General features: G+C 61.9%; 18 protein-coding genes. 12 read left to right on the forward strand and 6 right to left on the reverse strand.

All coding sequences use genetic code 11. The features are described 5' to 3' along the window. The first annotated feature begins 92 nt into the window (after positions 1-92). The 5 genes from CO676_RS15515 to CO676_RS15535 all read left to right on the forward strand — a co-directional run bounded on the left by CO676_RS15515 (position 93) and on the right by CO676_RS15535 (position 3980). Positions 93-548 (forward strand): DUF2231 domain-containing protein, encoded by a 456-nt coding sequence (locus tag CO676_RS15515; RefSeq protein WP_014765795.1) that lies wholly within the window; start codon positions 93-95, stop codon positions 546-548. Beyond that, positions 541-2094 carry a sorbosone dehydrogenase family protein gene (locus tag CO676_RS15520; RefSeq protein ID WP_097521716.1) on the forward strand — a complete coding sequence of 518 codons (1554 nt, stop codon included), beginning with the start codon at positions 541-543 and terminating at the stop codon, positions 2092-2094. Before CO676_RS15515 ends, CO676_RS15520 begins: the two co-directional genes overlap by 8 nt. Positions 2095-2191: 97 nt before the next feature. Beyond that, the gene (locus tag CO676_RS15525) at positions 2192-2971 is read left to right on the forward strand and encodes a ZIP family metal transporter (protein ID WP_097521717.1); all 780 of its coding nucleotides are present in this window, start codon (positions 2192-2194) and stop codon (positions 2969-2971) included. Positions 2972-3118: 147 nt separating this feature from the next. Beyond that, entirely contained in the window at positions 3119-3559 is a 441-nt protein-coding gene (locus CO676_RS15530) for a DUF2267 domain-containing protein (RefSeq protein ID WP_097521718.1), read from the forward strand. Positions 3560-3644: 85 nt separating this feature from the next. After that, entirely contained in the window at positions 3645-3980 is a 336-nt protein-coding gene (locus CO676_RS15535; RefSeq protein ID WP_097521719.1) for a hypothetical protein, read from the forward strand. Between the two features lie 78 nt (positions 3981-4058). On the opposite strand, the gene CO676_RS36780 is transcribed toward CO676_RS15535, so the two are convergent. Beyond that, positions 4059-4181, reverse strand: coding sequence for a hypothetical protein (locus CO676_RS36780; RefSeq protein WP_280952037.1), 123 nt, complete (start codon positions 4179-4181; stop codon positions 4059-4061). Between the two features lie 21 nt (positions 4182-4202). Further along, positions 4203-4631, reverse strand: coding sequence for a peptidylprolyl isomerase (locus tag CO676_RS15540; RefSeq protein WP_097521720.1), 429 nt, complete (start codon positions 4629-4631; stop codon positions 4203-4205). Between the two features lie 317 nt (positions 4632-4948). Here CO676_RS15540 and CO676_RS15545 point away from each other — a divergent pair, with 317 nt between their 5' ends. Further along, complete coding sequence (locus CO676_RS15545) at positions 4949-5476, forward strand: cytochrome c (protein WP_097521721.1); 528 nt, start codon at positions 4949-4951, stop codon at positions 5474-5476. A 92-nt stretch (positions 5477-5568) separates the two neighbouring features. On the opposite strand, the gene CO676_RS15550 is transcribed toward CO676_RS15545, so the two are convergent. Both CO676_RS15550 and CO676_RS15555 read right to left on the reverse strand, forming a co-directional pair. Continuing rightward, complete coding sequence (locus CO676_RS15550) at positions 5569-6006, reverse strand: VOC family protein (RefSeq protein WP_097521722.1); 438 nt, start codon at positions 6004-6006, stop codon at positions 5569-5571. A 72-nt stretch (positions 6007-6078) separates the two neighbouring features. Next, a complete protein-coding gene (locus tag CO676_RS15555) occupies positions 6079-7470 on the reverse strand; it encodes a S8 family serine peptidase (protein WP_097521723.1) in 1392 nt (463 codons plus the stop codon). A 141-nt stretch (positions 7471-7611) separates the two neighbouring features. Between CO676_RS15555 and CO676_RS15560 the strand changes: the two genes are divergently transcribed. Both CO676_RS15560 and CO676_RS15565 read left to right on the forward strand, forming a co-directional pair. Next, positions 7612-8154, forward strand: coding sequence for an RNA polymerase sigma factor (locus CO676_RS15560; protein ID WP_097521724.1), 543 nt, complete (start codon positions 7612-7614; stop codon positions 8152-8154). Next, complete coding sequence (locus CO676_RS15565; protein ID WP_097521725.1) at positions 8151-8933, forward strand: anti-sigma factor; 783 nt, start codon at positions 8151-8153, stop codon at positions 8931-8933. The genes CO676_RS15560 and CO676_RS15565 overlap by 4 nt, the downstream gene beginning before the upstream one ends. 543 nt (positions 8934-9476) lie before the next feature. Here the strand turns inward: CO676_RS15565 and CO676_RS15575 are convergent. Together CO676_RS15575 and CO676_RS15580 are read right to left on the reverse strand one after the other, a co-directional pair. Beyond that, positions 9477-10190 carry a DUF6065 family protein gene (locus tag CO676_RS15575; protein WP_097521726.1) on the reverse strand — a complete coding sequence of 238 codons (714 nt, stop codon included), beginning with the start codon at positions 10188-10190 and terminating at the stop codon, positions 9477-9479. Between the two features lie 294 nt (positions 10191-10484). Further along, a complete protein-coding gene (locus tag CO676_RS15580; protein WP_097521727.1) occupies positions 10485-11423 on the reverse strand; it encodes a sugar-binding transcriptional regulator in 939 nt (312 codons plus the stop codon). A gap of 325 nt (positions 11424-11748) precedes the next feature. On the opposite strand from CO676_RS15580, the gene CO676_RS15585 reads away from it, so the two are divergent. From CO676_RS15585 to CO676_RS15600, 4 genes are all read left to right on the forward strand, one after another. After that, positions 11749-13377: an ABC transporter substrate-binding protein gene (locus CO676_RS15585; RefSeq protein WP_097521728.1), complete on the forward strand. Its 1629-nt coding sequence runs from the start codon at positions 11749-11751 to the stop codon at positions 13375-13377. A 98-nt stretch (positions 13378-13475) separates the two neighbouring features. Further along, complete coding sequence (locus tag CO676_RS15590) at positions 13476-14489, forward strand: ABC transporter ATP-binding protein (protein WP_097521729.1); 1014 nt, start codon at positions 13476-13478, stop codon at positions 14487-14489. Beyond that, entirely contained in the window at positions 14486-15484 is a 999-nt protein-coding gene (locus CO676_RS15595) for an ABC transporter ATP-binding protein (RefSeq protein WP_097521730.1), read from the forward strand. The genes CO676_RS15590 and CO676_RS15595 overlap by 4 nt, the downstream gene beginning before the upstream one ends. Then, complete coding sequence (locus CO676_RS15600; RefSeq protein ID WP_097521731.1) at positions 15481-16407, forward strand: ABC transporter permease; 927 nt, start codon at positions 15481-15483, stop codon at positions 16405-16407. The genes CO676_RS15595 and CO676_RS15600 overlap by 4 nt, the downstream gene beginning before the upstream one ends. Positions 16408-16415 lie beyond the last annotated feature (8 nt).

Here is a 16415-nt window from a genome sequence, read left to right on the forward strand (position 1 = left end):
CTTTGGGCCCATCTTGGATTTCGACACATTCGGCGCAGGAACAAAACGCGCGTGCCGCTGTTTCAGATCGCGACCCCAAACAGGAGGCGCCGATGAGCCTGGGACACTCCCCATCGACAGCCACGATCCCGCGCTATTCGATCCATTCGCTGTTCGCAGCGTTTCCGATCGCTTGTTTCACCCTGGCGCTTGTGACCGACATCGCCTTTTGGCAAACGGCGCATGTGATGTGGCAGAATTTTTCGGCCTGGCTGCTCTTTGCCGGAGTGGCTTTGGGGGCCATCGCGGCCTTGGCCGGCGCGGTCGAATTCGTGGTTCGCCGGGATACACGCGCACCTCGTGAGGTATTGCCTCATGCAATCTGTTACTTGGTCATTCTTGTGATTGCTTTCGTCAACAATCTTGTCCACGCGGCCGATGGCTGGACCGCCGTCGTTCCTTACGGCTTGATTCTCTCGGCTGTGACCGTGTTTGTGATAGTCGTCGCTGCCGTACTCGATCGCGCTCTGCTCTATCGAGCTCACACCGGGGTGAGCAAATATGGGTAGGCCTGCTTCCCCCCGCGTACTCGCACTTGCCGTTGGCTCGGTTGTTACTTTCGCGCTTGCAGGCTGCGGCGACGACGGCGCCGATTTCGACGTCTCCCAGCAGATCGGCCCCGATCCGGTCTTGCCGGAACCCACCTCGGAGCTTTTTCCCGATATGAGAATCGCCGAGGTCGTCGGGTGGCGAGAAGGGGAGGCGCCCAAGGTGCCGGAGGGCCTTTCCGTCTCCGCTTATGCGACGAAGCTTGTCAACCCCCGCACGCTCCACACCCTGCCAAATGGCGACGTGCTTGTCGTCCAATTGCGTGAACCGCCCGGCAAGCCCACCACCCGGCCCAAGGACTTGATCCGCGGCTGGATCATGTCGATGGCCCGAGGCGGCGGCGGCCCCAAAGGGGAAAGCAATCTGATTACGCTGCTGCGGGACACCAACCGCGACGGTCAGGTCGACGAACGCAACAATCTTTTGACTGGCCTCAATTCTCCCTTCGGCCTCGCGTGGCATGGCGGAACGCTTTACGTGGCGGCGGCCGATGCGATCCTCGCCTACCCCTATGAACTCGGCCAGACGGCGATCAGCGGGACGCCACGCGTGCTGACCCCGCTTCCCGGCGGGCCTATCAACCACCATTGGACCAAGGATTTGGCACTCAGCCCGGACGGGCGCTACCTTTACGCCTCGGTCGGCTCCAACTCCAATGTAGCGGAACACGGATTGGAATCCGAAAAGGGCCGTGCGGCCATCTGGCAAGTGGATCGGGAAACGGGCGCTGCCCGCGTTTTTGCATCGGGGTTGCGCAACCCAAACGGTCTGATTTTCCACCCCCAGACCGGCGTTCTCTGGACCGTGGTCAACGAGCGAGACGAGCTCGGACCAAACCTCGTGCCGGACTATATGACGTCGGTGCAGGAAGGCGGCTTCTACGGCTGGCCCTGGAGCTACTTCGGCGATCACGTGGATGAACGGGTCCACCCGCCGCGCCCGAACATGGTCGAGAAGGCGATCGCACCCGACTACGCCCTTTCCAGTCACGTCGCAGCGCTGGGGCTGGTGTTCTCCAACGGCTCCGCTTTGCCGGAGCCTTTTGCCAATGGCGCCTTCATCGGGGAGCACGGCAGCTGGAATCGCAGCGCCTTCAATGGCTACAAGGTTGTCTATGTTCCGTTCGAGGATGGTCGTCCGGCGGGAAAGGCTCAGGATGTCGTGACGGGCTTCATCGAGGGTGATGAGGCGCGTGGCCGACCGGTCGGCGTCGCTATCGATGGCACCGGTGCGCTCCTCGTCGCCGACGATGCCGGCAACACTGTCTGGCGGGTTGCGGCCGCAGACGGATCTGTAACGCCGAGGCCGATCGACACGGATCGACAAAGTGGTGACGCGACGACGAGCGGCGCCAGCCCCGACGCCGACGCCACGGAACAATCTATACAGGCGGGGCCACCCAACGATACGGAACCGGAGAAGCCTCAAACGGGCGATCCGCTTTCCCCTGGACCATCTCAGATGGAGATCGCCCCGGCCGTACTGCCGAGGGAGGCGGTGCAGTAGAAGGTTGCCAAAACGCTTACTCCGGAGCTTTTCGGACCGAGTTCATCCTGGCGATACATTAGATACATTAGGCTCTTCGACGGAAGGACTGACAGTCATGGACGGCCAGCTGGTGGTTGTTCTCGCGGTCGCTATCTGCGCCGCCGTGGCATCTCCGCTCGGCGGCCTCATAGCCATCCTGCTCAATCCGACGACACTGCTGCTCTCCATTTTCGTAGGCTATGCGGGTGGCGTTTTGATGGGCACCTTCGCGTTCGAGATGATGCCAAATGCCTTAGAGCAGTCATCACTCTTGATTGCTTCCGGCGGCTTCGCCCTCGGTTTCGGCCTAGTGTATGGCCTTGATTTCTATATCAATCGTGGCGCATTGGCAGGCCCGAAATCCTCGCAGAGACGCTGGGTGGAGGGATATCACAAGCGCCGGGCGCCGCGCGGCAGCCAGGTGACCGTGCTTGCCGGAGCCACGAGCGTTGAGGAGCTCATCGAAGGGCTGACGATCGGCGTTGGCTCTGTGATCGATCCGACGGTGGCAGTCATTGCCGGCTTGGCGGTCGGAATAGACAATATCGCGGAGGCGCTCAGCATTGGCGCCCTCCAGCGTGAGGAAAACCAGGAACGCTACGCCTGGCCCATCTTCAAGTGGACCGGCCTGATCGGGATTTCCCTATTTGGTTCCGCAATGCTGGGGTGGTTTCTTTTCCGGAATTTATCTGAGGTCATACTCGGCTTCCTGCTCGCCACTGGCGGTGGAGGGATGTTTTATCTCGCTGTGACGGATCTTATTCCAGAAGCCGAGGAACACCAGTACCAGGAATCCGCGGCGATCTCGATCGCCGCCGGATTTCTCACGGTCTTTGTGCTCTCCGAGGTGCTTTAGGTCGGGATTGGGCGCTGCTTGTAGAAAGCGGCGACGCTTATTCATCGAGGTGACGTTGCCCAGTTGCATGGTGAAGCAAGCTGCGCTGGAACATCTGCCCATCCATCTGGTTCGACCGGCATCGATCATCAACAACGGGAGAGCATCATGAGTGCTTCCGGTATCGCCGTCTTCGACAAGACGCTCCAGACCACGAATATCTGGCTCGATGAAATCATGGAACACCAGGGGCCGGATCGTCAGCGCGCATGGCATATTCTGAGCGCTGTTCTTCACACCCTGCGCGATCGCTTGTCCGCCGACCTGTCGGCTCATCTTTCCGCGCAACTGCCGCTGCTCGTGCGGGGGACCTATTACGATCAATACGAGCCCTCCAGACAGCCGGTACAGTCGCGGACCCTGGACGATTTCCTTGGCCGGGTGAAAGAGGAACTCGCGTTCACCCGCCCGGTCGATGCCAAGGAGGCGGTGCAAACGGTGTTTCATGTGCTGTCGCACCACCTTGATCCCGGCGAAGTCCGCAATATCCGCGAAAGTCTGCCCCAGGATGTACGGGCACTCTGGCCAGACCCGACTCAGCGTCAATAGACCGGCCAAAGGGTGGGTTAGGTCATGCAATTGCCATGCGCCGAGAAAGTTGCTGGGGGTATGTACACCTCGTCGGAGGAATCCCATGTCATCGTTCGAAATCCTGGCTGACCAGGAAACCACCGATAAGCTCGGCGCCGCCATGATCATTTTGGCCCGTGACGAAGACGGTGGCCGTCCCCGTAAAGGCGTTATACTCACGCACGAGCTCGTCGAGGATGCATTCGGTGGCGACCGCGACCGAGCAGCTGAAGTTATCAGGTCCGGCGTAATCGATCATGAGGCTATGCGCAGGATCGACAGTCCGGACAGGCTGAGCTATGAGACGCTGGATGCCGCGGGCGCTCTCGTCCGCTGGCACTTGGTGACCTTCAGCCGCGATGATCTGGGGCTCTTCGAAGGACCGGTGCGTTCCGGATGAGATTGCCAGGAATCACAAGGCCAGCTCCCATCATGAGTGGCTGTGGCATGGAATGCCCGGCAAATCGGCCGGTTCCTTTCAAATGGCGAGATCTTCCGCGCCCTCTATGGCGAGCGCTTGATCATCAACATCATGGGCAAGACGCTCGGCAACGGCAAGGCCGATCTGACCGGTTCCCCCGAGAATGATTGCAGTGGACATGGCGCACCGATCGCGAACCCGTTACGGACGAAGGATTTCCACGACGGTGACGTCGACAACCAGATCCTGGCCGGCAAGCGGGTGATTGGTGTCTACTGTCACTTGTTCGTTGTCGACTCTGGTAACGGTAACAGCCGTCTGCCGCCCATCCGAGGCGGTATGCTGAAGTCTCGTGCCGACCTCGACATCCTCGGGAACCGCTGAACGCGGGATTATCTGCACCTTGGTGTCATCGCGTGGGCCGTAAGCCTCATCTGCAGGGATGGTAACCGTGTTGGTTTCTCCGATTGCCATACCGGCTATCTGGCGATCGAGGTCGGCAATGACTTTGCCCGCTCCGACTTTAAATTCAAGCGGCTGGCGACCTTCGGAAGAATCAATGACGGAGCCATCCGCCAGCTTGGCAGTGTAGTGCATGCGAACGACGTCGCCGTTCTTGACTTCGGTCATGTCTTGCTCTCGATATTTGCTTGAGGAGCTTGCGGTCGCAGCCCTGATAGGCCTTGCGCCGCGCGACAGCCGGACCTGCCGGCATCAATGCTGGAGAATCTAGGGCGCTGGCGGCGGATGTAAACGACGGGTGTATACGTGTCTTGACCGGAACGGAGTGGAATGCACCGCGAGGCTACTCCATGAACACCGCGCCGCCGGCCCTAGGCGCCATCTTCCGTAATCTTCGATAATTCAAAATGGCTAATATATAGAACAAGTTTGTCGTGATATTCAGTTCGTTTGAAATTGCGAGCTTCTGTATCACGGAGGGTAAGATGTTTCGATTGAGCGCTCGGTATGCATTTTTAGCCGCCTCCGCATTGTGGCTACAACCGAGCATGGCAGCTGCCGATGACACGCAGATTGCGCGCGGCGAATACCTGGTCACGATCGGCGGCTGCAACGACTGCCACACACCGGGGTATTTCTTCGGAAAACCGGACACCTCGCGATTTCTGGGTGGATCGGACGTCGGTTTTGAAATCCCCGGGCAGGGTGTTTTCGTCGGCCGCAACATTACGCCTGACAAGGAGACCGGCATTGGCGGCTGGACCCGGGAAGAGATTGTGACTGCGCTTCAGACCGGGCAGCGGCCGGACGGTCGCGTCCTGGCACCAATCATGCCGTGGCATGCATTCGCGCAGCTCACGGAAGAAGACGTGACGTCAATCGCAGTATTCCTTCAAAGCCTGAAACCGGTATCCAATCACGTTCCCGGACCTTTCAAGCCGGGCGAGAAGGTTTCAACCTTTCTGTTCCGGATCTTGCCGCCCGGTGAAACCGCAGCCACCGCGCCGAACTAGCGACTGACAAGCCAGTGGCTCGGGTAACGCTGTGCCGTTCCACGGCAGTAATGAATTGCGAGCCGTGGTAGCGAGTTTGACGAGGCATGCGGTCACGTGACTGCATTGGCGAACGCTTCGGGCACTTGGACGGCCGCATCGGGACGCATCCACAGCGGCTCCCAAATATGGCCGTCGAGATCCTCGAAGCAGCGGCTGTACATGAGAGCCGTATCCTGCGACTTTTCGCGCGCCTCGCGTGCACCGGCGGCGACCGCCTTGTCGGTGATCGCATCCACCGCCTCGCGGCTTTCCTGCGAAATGACGAGCAGCATTTCGCTCGTCGAATGCGCATCCGCGATCCGCTTGGACGTGAACTGACCGAACTTGTCGTGCGTGAGCAGCATTATGAAGGTTGTGTCGGAGAACACCATGCAGGCGGCGGACTCGTCCGTGAACTTGGGCTGGTTCGCCGCGCCGATCGCCTCGTAAAAGGCCATAGACTTAGCAAGGTCGGCGACGGGTAGGTTGACGAAGATCATGCGGGGCATGGGTTCATCCTTATTCTGGCTTGGATCGAGCAGCGCCTTGCCGCTTTCCGCCGGACCCTTCTCGCCAGATGTTCATGGTGCCGCCGTGCAGATTCCCCGGGCGTCCAACAGGCCCCAACCGAAGACCGGATCCTTTCCCGGATCGCCGAGATCTTCCACATTTCCGGTGAGCCTGTCCCGGATCACCTCAGGCGCAAGTCCCGGTTCGGATGCCTTCATCAGCGCCACCGCGGCGGTGACGAATGGGGCGGCGAAGGAAGTACCCGTTTTGGGACGTGCGCCGCTGATCGACGCCGCGGTCCAGACCGCGACGCCCGGAGCGGCGAAGTCAATGTGCTCACCGCGACCGGCGCGCCTGTAAGGCCGCTTGCGCTTGTCCGTCGCGGTAACCGCGATGACCTCCTCATAGGCTGCGGGATGGGCCGGCTCCGCTCTCGGCCCGCCGTTGCCGGCAGCGGCAACCATAATGTGTCCGCGCGCCCCCAGCCTTTTCACGGCCTGTTCGAGCAGCAGATTGGGCGGGCCGGAAAGGCTCAGATTGATCACCTGTACCTGGCGGCCGGCCAGCAGATCGAGAGCACGCACGAGGTCAAAGGCACCCGAGCGGTCATCCTGCCGCCCGGCACGGTGAAATGCGTCCACGGCGATCAGCTTGCCGCCCGGTATCAGACCCGGCGTGCGGCTCATCGCCGAGCCGACGAGCAGGGCCGCGACAGCCGTCCCGTGCTGCTTGCCGGACTCTGGCAATTCGGCGTCGGCAAGGCGGATGATTTCAATGTTACTGCCTTCGAAGGCAGCGTGCTCAGGGTTGATCGCCGTGTCGATCAGACCGATCGTGGCTCCGCCCGTGCAAGCGCCGGGCCAGTCCTGCGCCGTGGGCCAGCCGATCACGGTGCGCGCCATGCAGTCGCCAGCAGCGCATCCCGCTTCGGCCCGTTGCTCCGGTCGGTAATAGTGGTTGAAGTCGACGACGGCCTTGGGCGCGAGACTTCGCGCCCGCTCTCTCGCGGCGTCCAGTGTTAGGCCCGAGGGGATGCGAAGCTTGGCGGCTTCAGCGTTGAATGTCGCCATCGTGCCTTGCTCCAGGACTTGAAAGCCTGCCTCCGTCAACTGCTCGAGCTGAGCCGGGCTGAAACCGAGCCCGACGATCTCATCGGGGGCTTGTGTCGGTGCAGGTGGAACGGAGGCCCTTGCGCGCCGTGAAGTGGTCCGACGAGGGAAGAGGTCACGGAATCGGAACAGGCTCCTGCCATCGCTCCATCCAGCGCCCGCACCGTAAGAGCCGGAGCGCCCGGAAGCCCCGCGGTCGTCATCGCCGCCGCCGTCATCGTCGTCGTCGGCCAGAGCTTGGCTGCTCCCGAGAATTTGAAGCACCATTGCATGAGGCGGAGCCAGGACATCGCCGGCGACAAGTGCGATTGCAGCAAGGAGAGCAATCAGAGCGAGTTTCAGCGTGGAGAGCATCTGAGAACCTCGGTGGGCTTTGTCGTGCTCCAAGCGGGCAGCGCATTTCTTGGAGGCACGGGCGAGTGCCTGTAGATTGGATGGAAACGGCTGAGTCGTCGATCTATTCCCTCTTCTAGTCCAAATTGCGGAGTCCGGGACATGAGCAATGCGGTGAAGGATGTCGGTGAACGCCTCACGGCGTTCCTGCCCAATCTTCGCCGCTTCGCCATCTCGCTCTGCGGTTCGCGAGATATCGCCGACGATCTCGTGCAGGCGGCTTGTGAACGGGCGCTCGCCAGTGCCGAGCGCTTCGAGCCCGGCACGCGCTTTGACGCGTGGATGTTCCGCATTCTCCGCAACCTGTGGATCGATCAGGTGCGCAGGCAGAAGACCGCGGGCGTCCAGGACGATATCTCCGAACGGCACGATCTCGCCGGCGCATCCGGCGAGCGCGAGGCCGAAGCGCGGCTGACCCTCAAGACTGTGGCTGAAGCGATCGGCGACTTGCCGGACGAGCAGCGGGAGGTGCTGCTTCTCGTGTGCGTCGAGGAGCTTTCCTATCGCGAGGCTGCCGACGTCCTCGACATTCCGATCGGAACTGTCATGAGCCGGTTGGCGCGGGCGCGCAAGGCTCTGGCCGAGGCCGCGGGAATAACGACGACGACTGCACGTTCTCGGGTGATGAAGGGCGTAAACGAATGACCAGGACGGATTTCTCCGACGAGATACTGATGCGCTTCGCCGACGGCGAGCTCGATGCCGAGACCTCCGCTGAGATCGAGCGGGAAATGGAAACGGACGACGCGCTTGTTTCGCGGGTGGCGCTCTTCATCGAAACGCGCCACGCGGCCAAGACAGCCATGAAGCCGCTTCTCGATGAGCCGCTGCCGGCCGAACTAACGGCCGCCGTCGAAAGGATGGTCGCGGAGAAGACCTCTGCGCAGAACGAATCCGGCGCCAGCGTTCTGCCTTTCCCGCGCCGGGCCGCAAACGATCGGCGCACAAGCCGCTGGCTCGCGCCCGTCGCCGCCTCTCTTGCGGCGGTCATCGCCGGCTTCGGCGGATACTGGCTAGGTCTTGGCGAACAAACCGTGGCCGAGGGCGTCCTGCCTCCGACGGTTCTCAGCAGTCCCGCGCTTGAAGAGGCGCTCGAGACCGTCGTCTCAGGCGAAGAAAGGCAATTGCCGGGTCCCAACCAGCGCTTCCGTGCGATCGCCACGTTCCGCGACAATGACCAGGCCCTGTGCCGGGAGTTCGAAGTGGACTCGCCCGACCGCTCGACGGTGGTTTCCGTCGCCTGCCGCGCCGACGCCGAATGGCGTGTGACCTTTGCCGTCGTCGCCCAGGGCGATAGCGGCGGCTATGCGCCGGCGTCATCCACCGAAACGCTGGACGCCTATCTGGCAGCGATTGACGCCGGGGTGCCGCTCGAGCCAGAGGAAGAGGCGAAAGTCCTCGACGGCCTGCGCCAACAAAAATAAGGGCGTGGCGAACGCCGATCATGGAATAGAGGGAAGTGTAGCCCGTTACTCCGCCGGACCGACTGATCGGTCCGCTTTTCTAAAGGAGTAAATGGCATGAAGAAGTACTGGAAAGTGAGTACGGCACTCCTCGCCAGCCTGGCGGCATTTGCGGGCCCTTCGGCCGAGGCAAGAGAGTATCCGCTAACTCTTCCTGACGTCGAGAACGCGTCCAGACAAAACGCGCAAACGACTGGCCGGTCCGACGGTGAAATCATCGTCGCCGGCAACAGTTCATCGAATTCGAGCTCGAACTCCTCGAGCAATTCGAGCTCCAATTCGTCGTCGAACAGCTCGTCGAACTCGAGCTCCAACTCATCCTCGAACTCGAGTTCCAATTCATCTTCGAACTCGTCCTCGAACAGATCGTCCAATTCGAGTTCGAACAGCTCCGGCCGTGACTATCGTCCAGGCAAGCCTTGGCGCGTATGGCGGTGAAACGGCGGGTAAAAAGAGCGGGGGCCGGATCGATCCGGCCCCCGTTCTCTATGCGCCTCATAAATTTCAGCGAGCAGCACGCGCCGTCTTGCGATACCAACCTTCGCCGGCAATGGTATTCCGGTAGATCGTATCGCGTTCCGCGGCCTCGTTGCGTGTCTCGGTGCGGATCTCTGCCGTGACGGCGGTATCGGTGCGGCGAAACGGTATCACCTGCACGAGCGGCGTGCCCTTCTCAACGACATGGAGACCGTCCGGTGCCGTCGCGAAGAAGGGAAAATGGATGTGAGCGGCATAGGTGTCGGTGTCGACGATGCCCGCCACGCATTCGAAAGGCTGTCCCGGCCGGTTGAGCGGCGGCAGAAACAGGCAACTCCAGCCCGGCGGCGTGCGGATCGACCAGTAGTTATGGAACTTGCAGGGCGGCGAGGGCTCTCTGGGATTACCCGCCACCTGATGGGCGCCGTGATTGCTGACCATCACCCGGTCGAACTCCCAGCCGGCCTCGACATCGCGGCCGCCATCCTTGATCTCGAGTCGCACGGTTGCAGCGATCGGCAGGATCCAGCCGGTGGTCATCGCGTCGAGGAATGGCATGCAGCGTTTGACGGTTAGACCGTTATTGGTCGTCGACAGGTGCTTTTTGTCGACCGGCGACAGCCTGCGGAACCAATCCGGCAGGGCCAGTTTGGCGGGTACCGGCGGTGCGATGACGTCGCGGTCCTCCGGACGGCAGAGAAAGCGGATCACCCGCGGTCCTTTCTGCAGAAAATGAAACATCCCGGTTCTCCAGTTGAGTGACCCGGGAGAAACGTAACGCCGCGACTTCTATTCCGTCGCCGATTGGCTTGTCGCACGGAGTAGGCGCCAGATAGGTTGGGCCAACGGTACTTGCTATGACCAGTCGGGCCAGCGGAGGATGCGGCACGGTTCGCCACGGTTCTCGAACTGGAGCGGGTGTACTTGGCGCGCAGCGCCGGGCCGCCGCCTCTTTCTCCTCGATCACCAGCTTGATCGAGGCTTACCTCGAGACGCGGTTCATTACCCGCAGGTCCTCGTGACGGTCGTTCGCCGCTAAGCTTGCTGCAGCATGGCTTTGGCGCTCTCGGCGTCGGTGATGATGATCGTCGCTAATCTTGCTCTTGCCAGCGCCAGGAGAATGGCGTGCTTGTGCAGGCCGCCTGAGGCAACGATGCGGCAAGGGATTTGGCGATATTCGTCCAGTTCCGGTGAAAGCACCTGGCTGTTGATTGGGTGGTCAACGGGGTTGCCTTCGGCATCGAGATAGCGCCCCAGCAGATCGCCGACTGCGCCGATGGCGATCAGATCGGTGCCATTTGTTCCTTGCGGTAGGCCAAAGCGCACCTGCAGCGACTGCTGCGACATGTCGCCAGCGCTGAGGTAGGACACGTCGACGTCACAGGTCTGGCGGAAGATCTTCCGGAACACAGACTGGGCGATGATGGCATCGCGTGACTGCGGACTTTCGGCATAGATCGGCGCCACGAAATAGTGGCACTGCGCCTTCAGGATCTGGGCGAAGCCACGGACGATCTCGAATGTATTGATCTCCGAGCCATGCGTCAGGCCGCCCATCATTGAGCGCACGTCGATTTGCGGCTCGCTGGCAGGGGTCATGTGCAGTACCGTTTCACGCAGCGTCGCTCCCCAGCCGACGCCGATCGAGGCCGGTTTTCTCGATTGGATCAAGCGATCCAGATAGCCGGCAGCGCCACGCCCGATCACGGAGTGAAGCTGGCGCGGATCGACCGGGGTCGGCACAACCACCGCGTCATCCAATCCGAAGCGGTTACGCAAGCGCGATTCGAGTTCGACATTCTCGGCCAGCGGCGAACTGAAGCTGATGCGGACGACTCCCTCTTCCAGCGCCGCCGCGAGAAGCTCATTTATCCGACGACGTGTGAGATTCATGCGCTCGCCGATCTCGGCCTGTGTCAGTCCCTCGACGTGATAGAGCCAGGCGGCCCTGATCATCAACTCCTGCTGCCCCATGCAGTTCTCTCTTGTTGTTACAAACGTCACATCAATGTAACATATGTAAACTAATTGGCTCTCAACGACAACCTTCCAGGCGCCGTACTCCATGACGACAGTTCCTCGGCTTTTCGATTGCGATGGTGCGCGGGCCGACACCGCACCGGTTGCAAGCGATACATTCGCCCAAGGAGCTACGACGCCCAGCTCGCAGCACCGCTGTCGACCCATGTCACGGAAGTTTCACCCGAACATCAGGAAAACGACACGCCGCCGGACATAAGAGTGTCGCCAAGCAGTGTCCCCCGAGTAATGCCTCGATCCAAGGCAAAAGGAGATTCCCATGCTTTCAATCAATCGGCGCAGCGCCCTCGGTCTCATAGGCGCGACTGCGGGCAGTATGATCCTGCCACGCTTCGCGTTGAGCCAGGGCACGCGACCCTCCGTGACGATTGCGGTGCAGAAGATCACCATCAACAATACGCTCGACGTCTGGAACGAAACGTCGAATGTCGGCGAGCGCGTGTTCTTCCCGAACCTCTGGGAAGGCCTGATCCTGCGTGACTGGATGGGCAATCAGGGTCCCGTTCCGGGCCTCGCGACGGAATGGAAGCGCATCGACGACAAGACGCTCGAGCTGAAGCTGCGTCAGGGTGTGAAGTTCCACAATGGCGATGAATTGACGGCCGAAGACGTTGTGTTCAGCTTCTCGGCCCAGCGCGTCTTCGGTGACACGCAGCCCGCAGGCGGCAAGACCATCTTCGAAGACGAGCACAAGCCGACGAATGCCAAGGAGCTGCCGGCAATCGTCCCGGGCACCGGCCGCCGCCTATGGCCGGCGCTCGCCGGCGTCGAGGCCATCGACAAATATACCGTCCGCTTCCACAATGCGACGCCGGACGTCACCATCGAAGGTCGCCTATACGCCTTCGGCAGTCAGATCGCCAATCGCCGTGCCTGGGACGAGGCTAAGACTTATATCGATTGGGCGCGCAAGCCGATCACCACCGGCCCCTATATGGTCGGCGAACACAAGCCCGATGTCTCTTTGACCCTCGTCGCCTTCGACGAATATTGGGGTGGTCGTCCGCCGCTGGAGGAGATCCGATTCGTCGAGGTTCCCGAGGTTTCCTCGCGCGTGAATGGGCTGCTTTCCGGTGAGTACGACTTCGCCTGCGACTTGCCGCCCGATCAAATCGCTGCCGTCCAGGGCGCGGCCGGGTACGAGGTACAGGGCTCCACCATCCACAATCACCGCATCTCGGTTTTCAATGTCCAGAACCCGATCCTTCAGGATCCGTTGGTCCGTCGCGCCATGACCCATTCGATCGATCGGCAGGCGATCGTCGAGGCACTCTGGGCGGGCCAGACAACCATTCCGGCCGGTCTCCAGTTCCCCTTCTACGGCGACATGTTCATCGAAGGCTGGACAGTTCCGGAATATAACCCGCAGCTCGCCAAGGATCTTTTGAAGCAGGCCAACTACAAGGGCGATGCGATCCCGTTCCGTCTTCTCAACAACTACTACACGAACCAGACCGCCAATGGTCAGATCATGGTGGAGATGTGGCGGCAGGTGGGGCTCAACGTCGAGATCCAGATGAAGGAGAACTGGGGACAGATCCATGATCCCTCGGGCGTGAAGGGCGTGCGCGACTGGTCGGCCGGTGCCGCATTCGGTGATCCCGTCTCCTCGATCGTCGCCGGGTTCGGCCCGAACGGCGAGGTCCAGCAGAAGAAGGACTGGACGAATGCGGAGGCCAACCAGATGGCCCAGATTCTCGAAACCAGCATCGACCACGCCAAGCGCAGGAAAGCCTTTGCCCGCATGCTCGAGATCTGCGAGCGCGAAGACCCGGTCTACCAGGTGCTTCACCAGAACGCGGTATTCACCGGCGTGAAGTCCTCATTGAAGTGGAAGGCGGCGCCCGCCTTTGCAATGGACTTCAGGGCCTCTAACTGGGCCGGGTGAAACGCTGATCCAAGGATTCCGGCAGCGCTGCGGCTGCCCCGAATCCTTGCTGGCACCGAAACAACAATGCGGCAGCCGGAACACGATCGGAGTGAGAAATGAGCGCAGCCAACACCAACCTGGTGGAATTGCGTGATCTGAAGGTCGTCTTCGATGGCGTGCAGGTGCTGCATGGCATCGACCTCAATGTCGCCAGCGGAGAGGCTCTCGGGCTTGTCGGCGAGTCGGGTTGCGGCAAGTCCGTGACCTGGCTCGCGGCGCTGGGGCTGCTGCCGGGAAAGGCAGCGGTCACAGGTTCTGTGAGGGTCGATGGCCGGGAACTGTGCGGAGCACGGCGTCCCGCCTTCGAAGAGATCCGCGGCGGGCGGATCGCAATGATTTTCCAGGACCCGTCGAGCTCGCTCAACCCGGTCCTGCGGGTCGGCCGGCAGATCGTCGAAGCGCTTCATATTCACCGCGGCCTTCGCGGTGCGGCTGCTCGAGCCGAATCCTTGCGGCTGATGGACATGGTCGGCATCCCAGATGCGTCTCGGCGCTTCGATCTTTTCCCGCACGAGTTCTCCGGTGGGCAGTGTCAGCGCCTGATGATCGCAATGGCGCTTGCAGGCCAACCGGACCTCTTGATCGCGGACGAACCGACGACGGCGCTCGATGCGACCATCCAGGCGCAGATCCTCGATCTTCTGAACAAGCTTCGGGCAGAGACCGGCATGGCGATCGTTTTCATCAGCCATGACCTCGGCGCCGTCTCGCAGGTGTGCGAGCGGGTCTGCGTCATGTATGCCGGCCGGATCGTCGAGGAGGGAACCGTCGCCCAACTCTTTGCAGAGCCGCGACATCCCTATACGCGCGGATTGTTCGACGCGATTCCGCGGATCGACGGGGCGCGCCAGCGGCTCATTCCGATTCCGGGCACGGTTCCGAACCCGAAACATCTGCCTGAGGGGTGCTCCTTCTCGCCGCGCTGCCCACGCGCCGTCAACGCCTGCTGGACCGCGCGTCCGCCTCTCGAGCCGCAGGATGACGGCCGCCGGCTTGCCTGCCCGCGTCCGGTTCCGGCGGTCACACGCAGCGAGGCAAAGAGAAGAATTACCGAGGGATTGGTACAGTGATGCCGCTTGTCGAAGCGGACAATCTCGTCCGCATCTATGAAGTCCGGCGCGGTCTCTTCGGGCGCCCGAGCCCGATACGCGCTGTCGACGGCATCTCGCTGGCGGTGATGCCGGGCGAGACGCTCGGGATTGTCGGCGAATCCGGTTCCGGCAAATCGACACTGGGTCGGATGCTGCTGGGCATCGACCCGGCGCAGACGGGCGCGGTGAATTTCGAGGGCCGCCCCTTGCCGCAATACGGCACGGCCGAATGGCGGGCGCTGCGCGCGAAGATGCAGCTCATCTACCAGGACCCGCTCGCGGCGCTCGACAGGCGCTTGACGATCGCCACGCAGATCGGCGAGCCGTTGGAGATCCACAGGATCATCCCGAAGGAACATCGTCCAGCCCGTGTCGCCGAGCTGATGGCGGCGGTCGGATTGCGTCCCGATCAGGCCGGCCGTTTCCCGCATGAGCTTTCGGGCGGCCAGCGGCAGCGGGCCGTCATTGCCCGCGCTCTTGCTTCCCGGCCGAAGCTTCTCGTCTGCGACGAGCCGGTCTCCGCGCTGGACGTCTCGATCCAGGCTCAGGTCGTCAATATGCTGCGTGACCTCCAGGAGCAAAAGGGCATCGCCATGGTCTTCATCAGCCATGATCTGAAGGTCGTTCGAAACATCGCCGATCGCGTCGCGGTGATGTATCTCGGCCGAATCGTCGAGGAGGCCTCGTCGGACGTGATTTTTCACTCTCCTCAGCACCCCTACACCAGGGCACTGGTTTCAAGCGTGCCCGTGCCTGGCAAGCTGCTCGAAGGCCGGGTCATCCTTCAGGGCGAACCTCCCAATCCGGCGGATCGCCCATCGGGTTGCGCTTTCCATCCCCGCTGCGCTCTCGCGCGCGACATCTGCCGCACGAGCGTGCCGCCTCTTCGCCGGATCGGCAGCGGGCGAACCGCAGCATGCCACGTCGTGGCCGGTGAGGGCGCGTCGGTCGAGACTTTGAGGAGACGGGCATGATCCGCTTCGTTCTCGTGCGACTGCTTCGGGCCGCGATCACGATTCTGGCCGTCGTGACCTTCGCCTTCGTCGTGCTGCGCATGTCCGGCGACCCGGCCCAGGTGATGCTCGGTCCGGACGTCCCGCAGGACGCTGTAGAGGCTTTCCGCAGGGCCTGGGGCCTGGACCAGCCGTTGTGGATCCAATACCTCGCCTACATCAAATCGATCCTCACCGGCGATTTCGGCGTCTCCATGCGCGACAAGGCTTCGGCGCTTCAGCTGGTAATGGAGCGGGTGCCGGCTACCCTGCAATTGACCGTGCCGGCGCTGATCTGCAAGCTTCTGATCGGTATCGCGGCCGGTGTCTATGCCGCCCTCCATCGCCAGAGCTTCGCCGACCGCGGCGTGATCATGCTGGCGATCATCGGGTTTACCATTCCCTCCTTCGTGATGGGCCTGGTCCTCGTGCTGATCTTCTCGGTTCTTCTCGGGGTGCTGCCGTCCGGCGGCCAGGACACATGGGCGCATGGCATTCTGCCGACGATCACCATGAGCATCGGTGGCATCGGCATTCTCGCCCGCTTTTCGCGCAGCGCCATGATCGAGGTGATGGGGCAGCCCTATATCCGCACCGCTTCTGCCAAGGGGCTGAAATGGCGCGACGTCATCTGGAGCCACGCGCTTCCGAACGCCGCGGTTCCGATCGTGACGATCGTCGGCTTCATGGTCGGCTCGTTGATCGCCGGCGCCGTCGTGGTGGAATCGATCTTTTCCTGGCCGGGCATCGGCCGGCTGCTGGTCGTTTCGGTGAGCAACCGCGATCTCGCCGTCGTGCAGTGCATTCTGTTGATCATCGCGGCGGCGATGGTGGTGTCGAATCTCGTCGTCGACCTGCTCTATGGCTGGCTCGATCCGCGGCTGCGGTCGCATGCAGCTCAGTGAGGAGATGC

Source organism: Sinorhizobium sp. BJ1 (genome assembly GCF_002531555.1).
In the GTDB taxonomy this organism is placed as follows: domain Bacteria; phylum Pseudomonadota; class Alphaproteobacteria; order Rhizobiales; family Rhizobiaceae; genus Sinorhizobium; species Sinorhizobium fredii_B.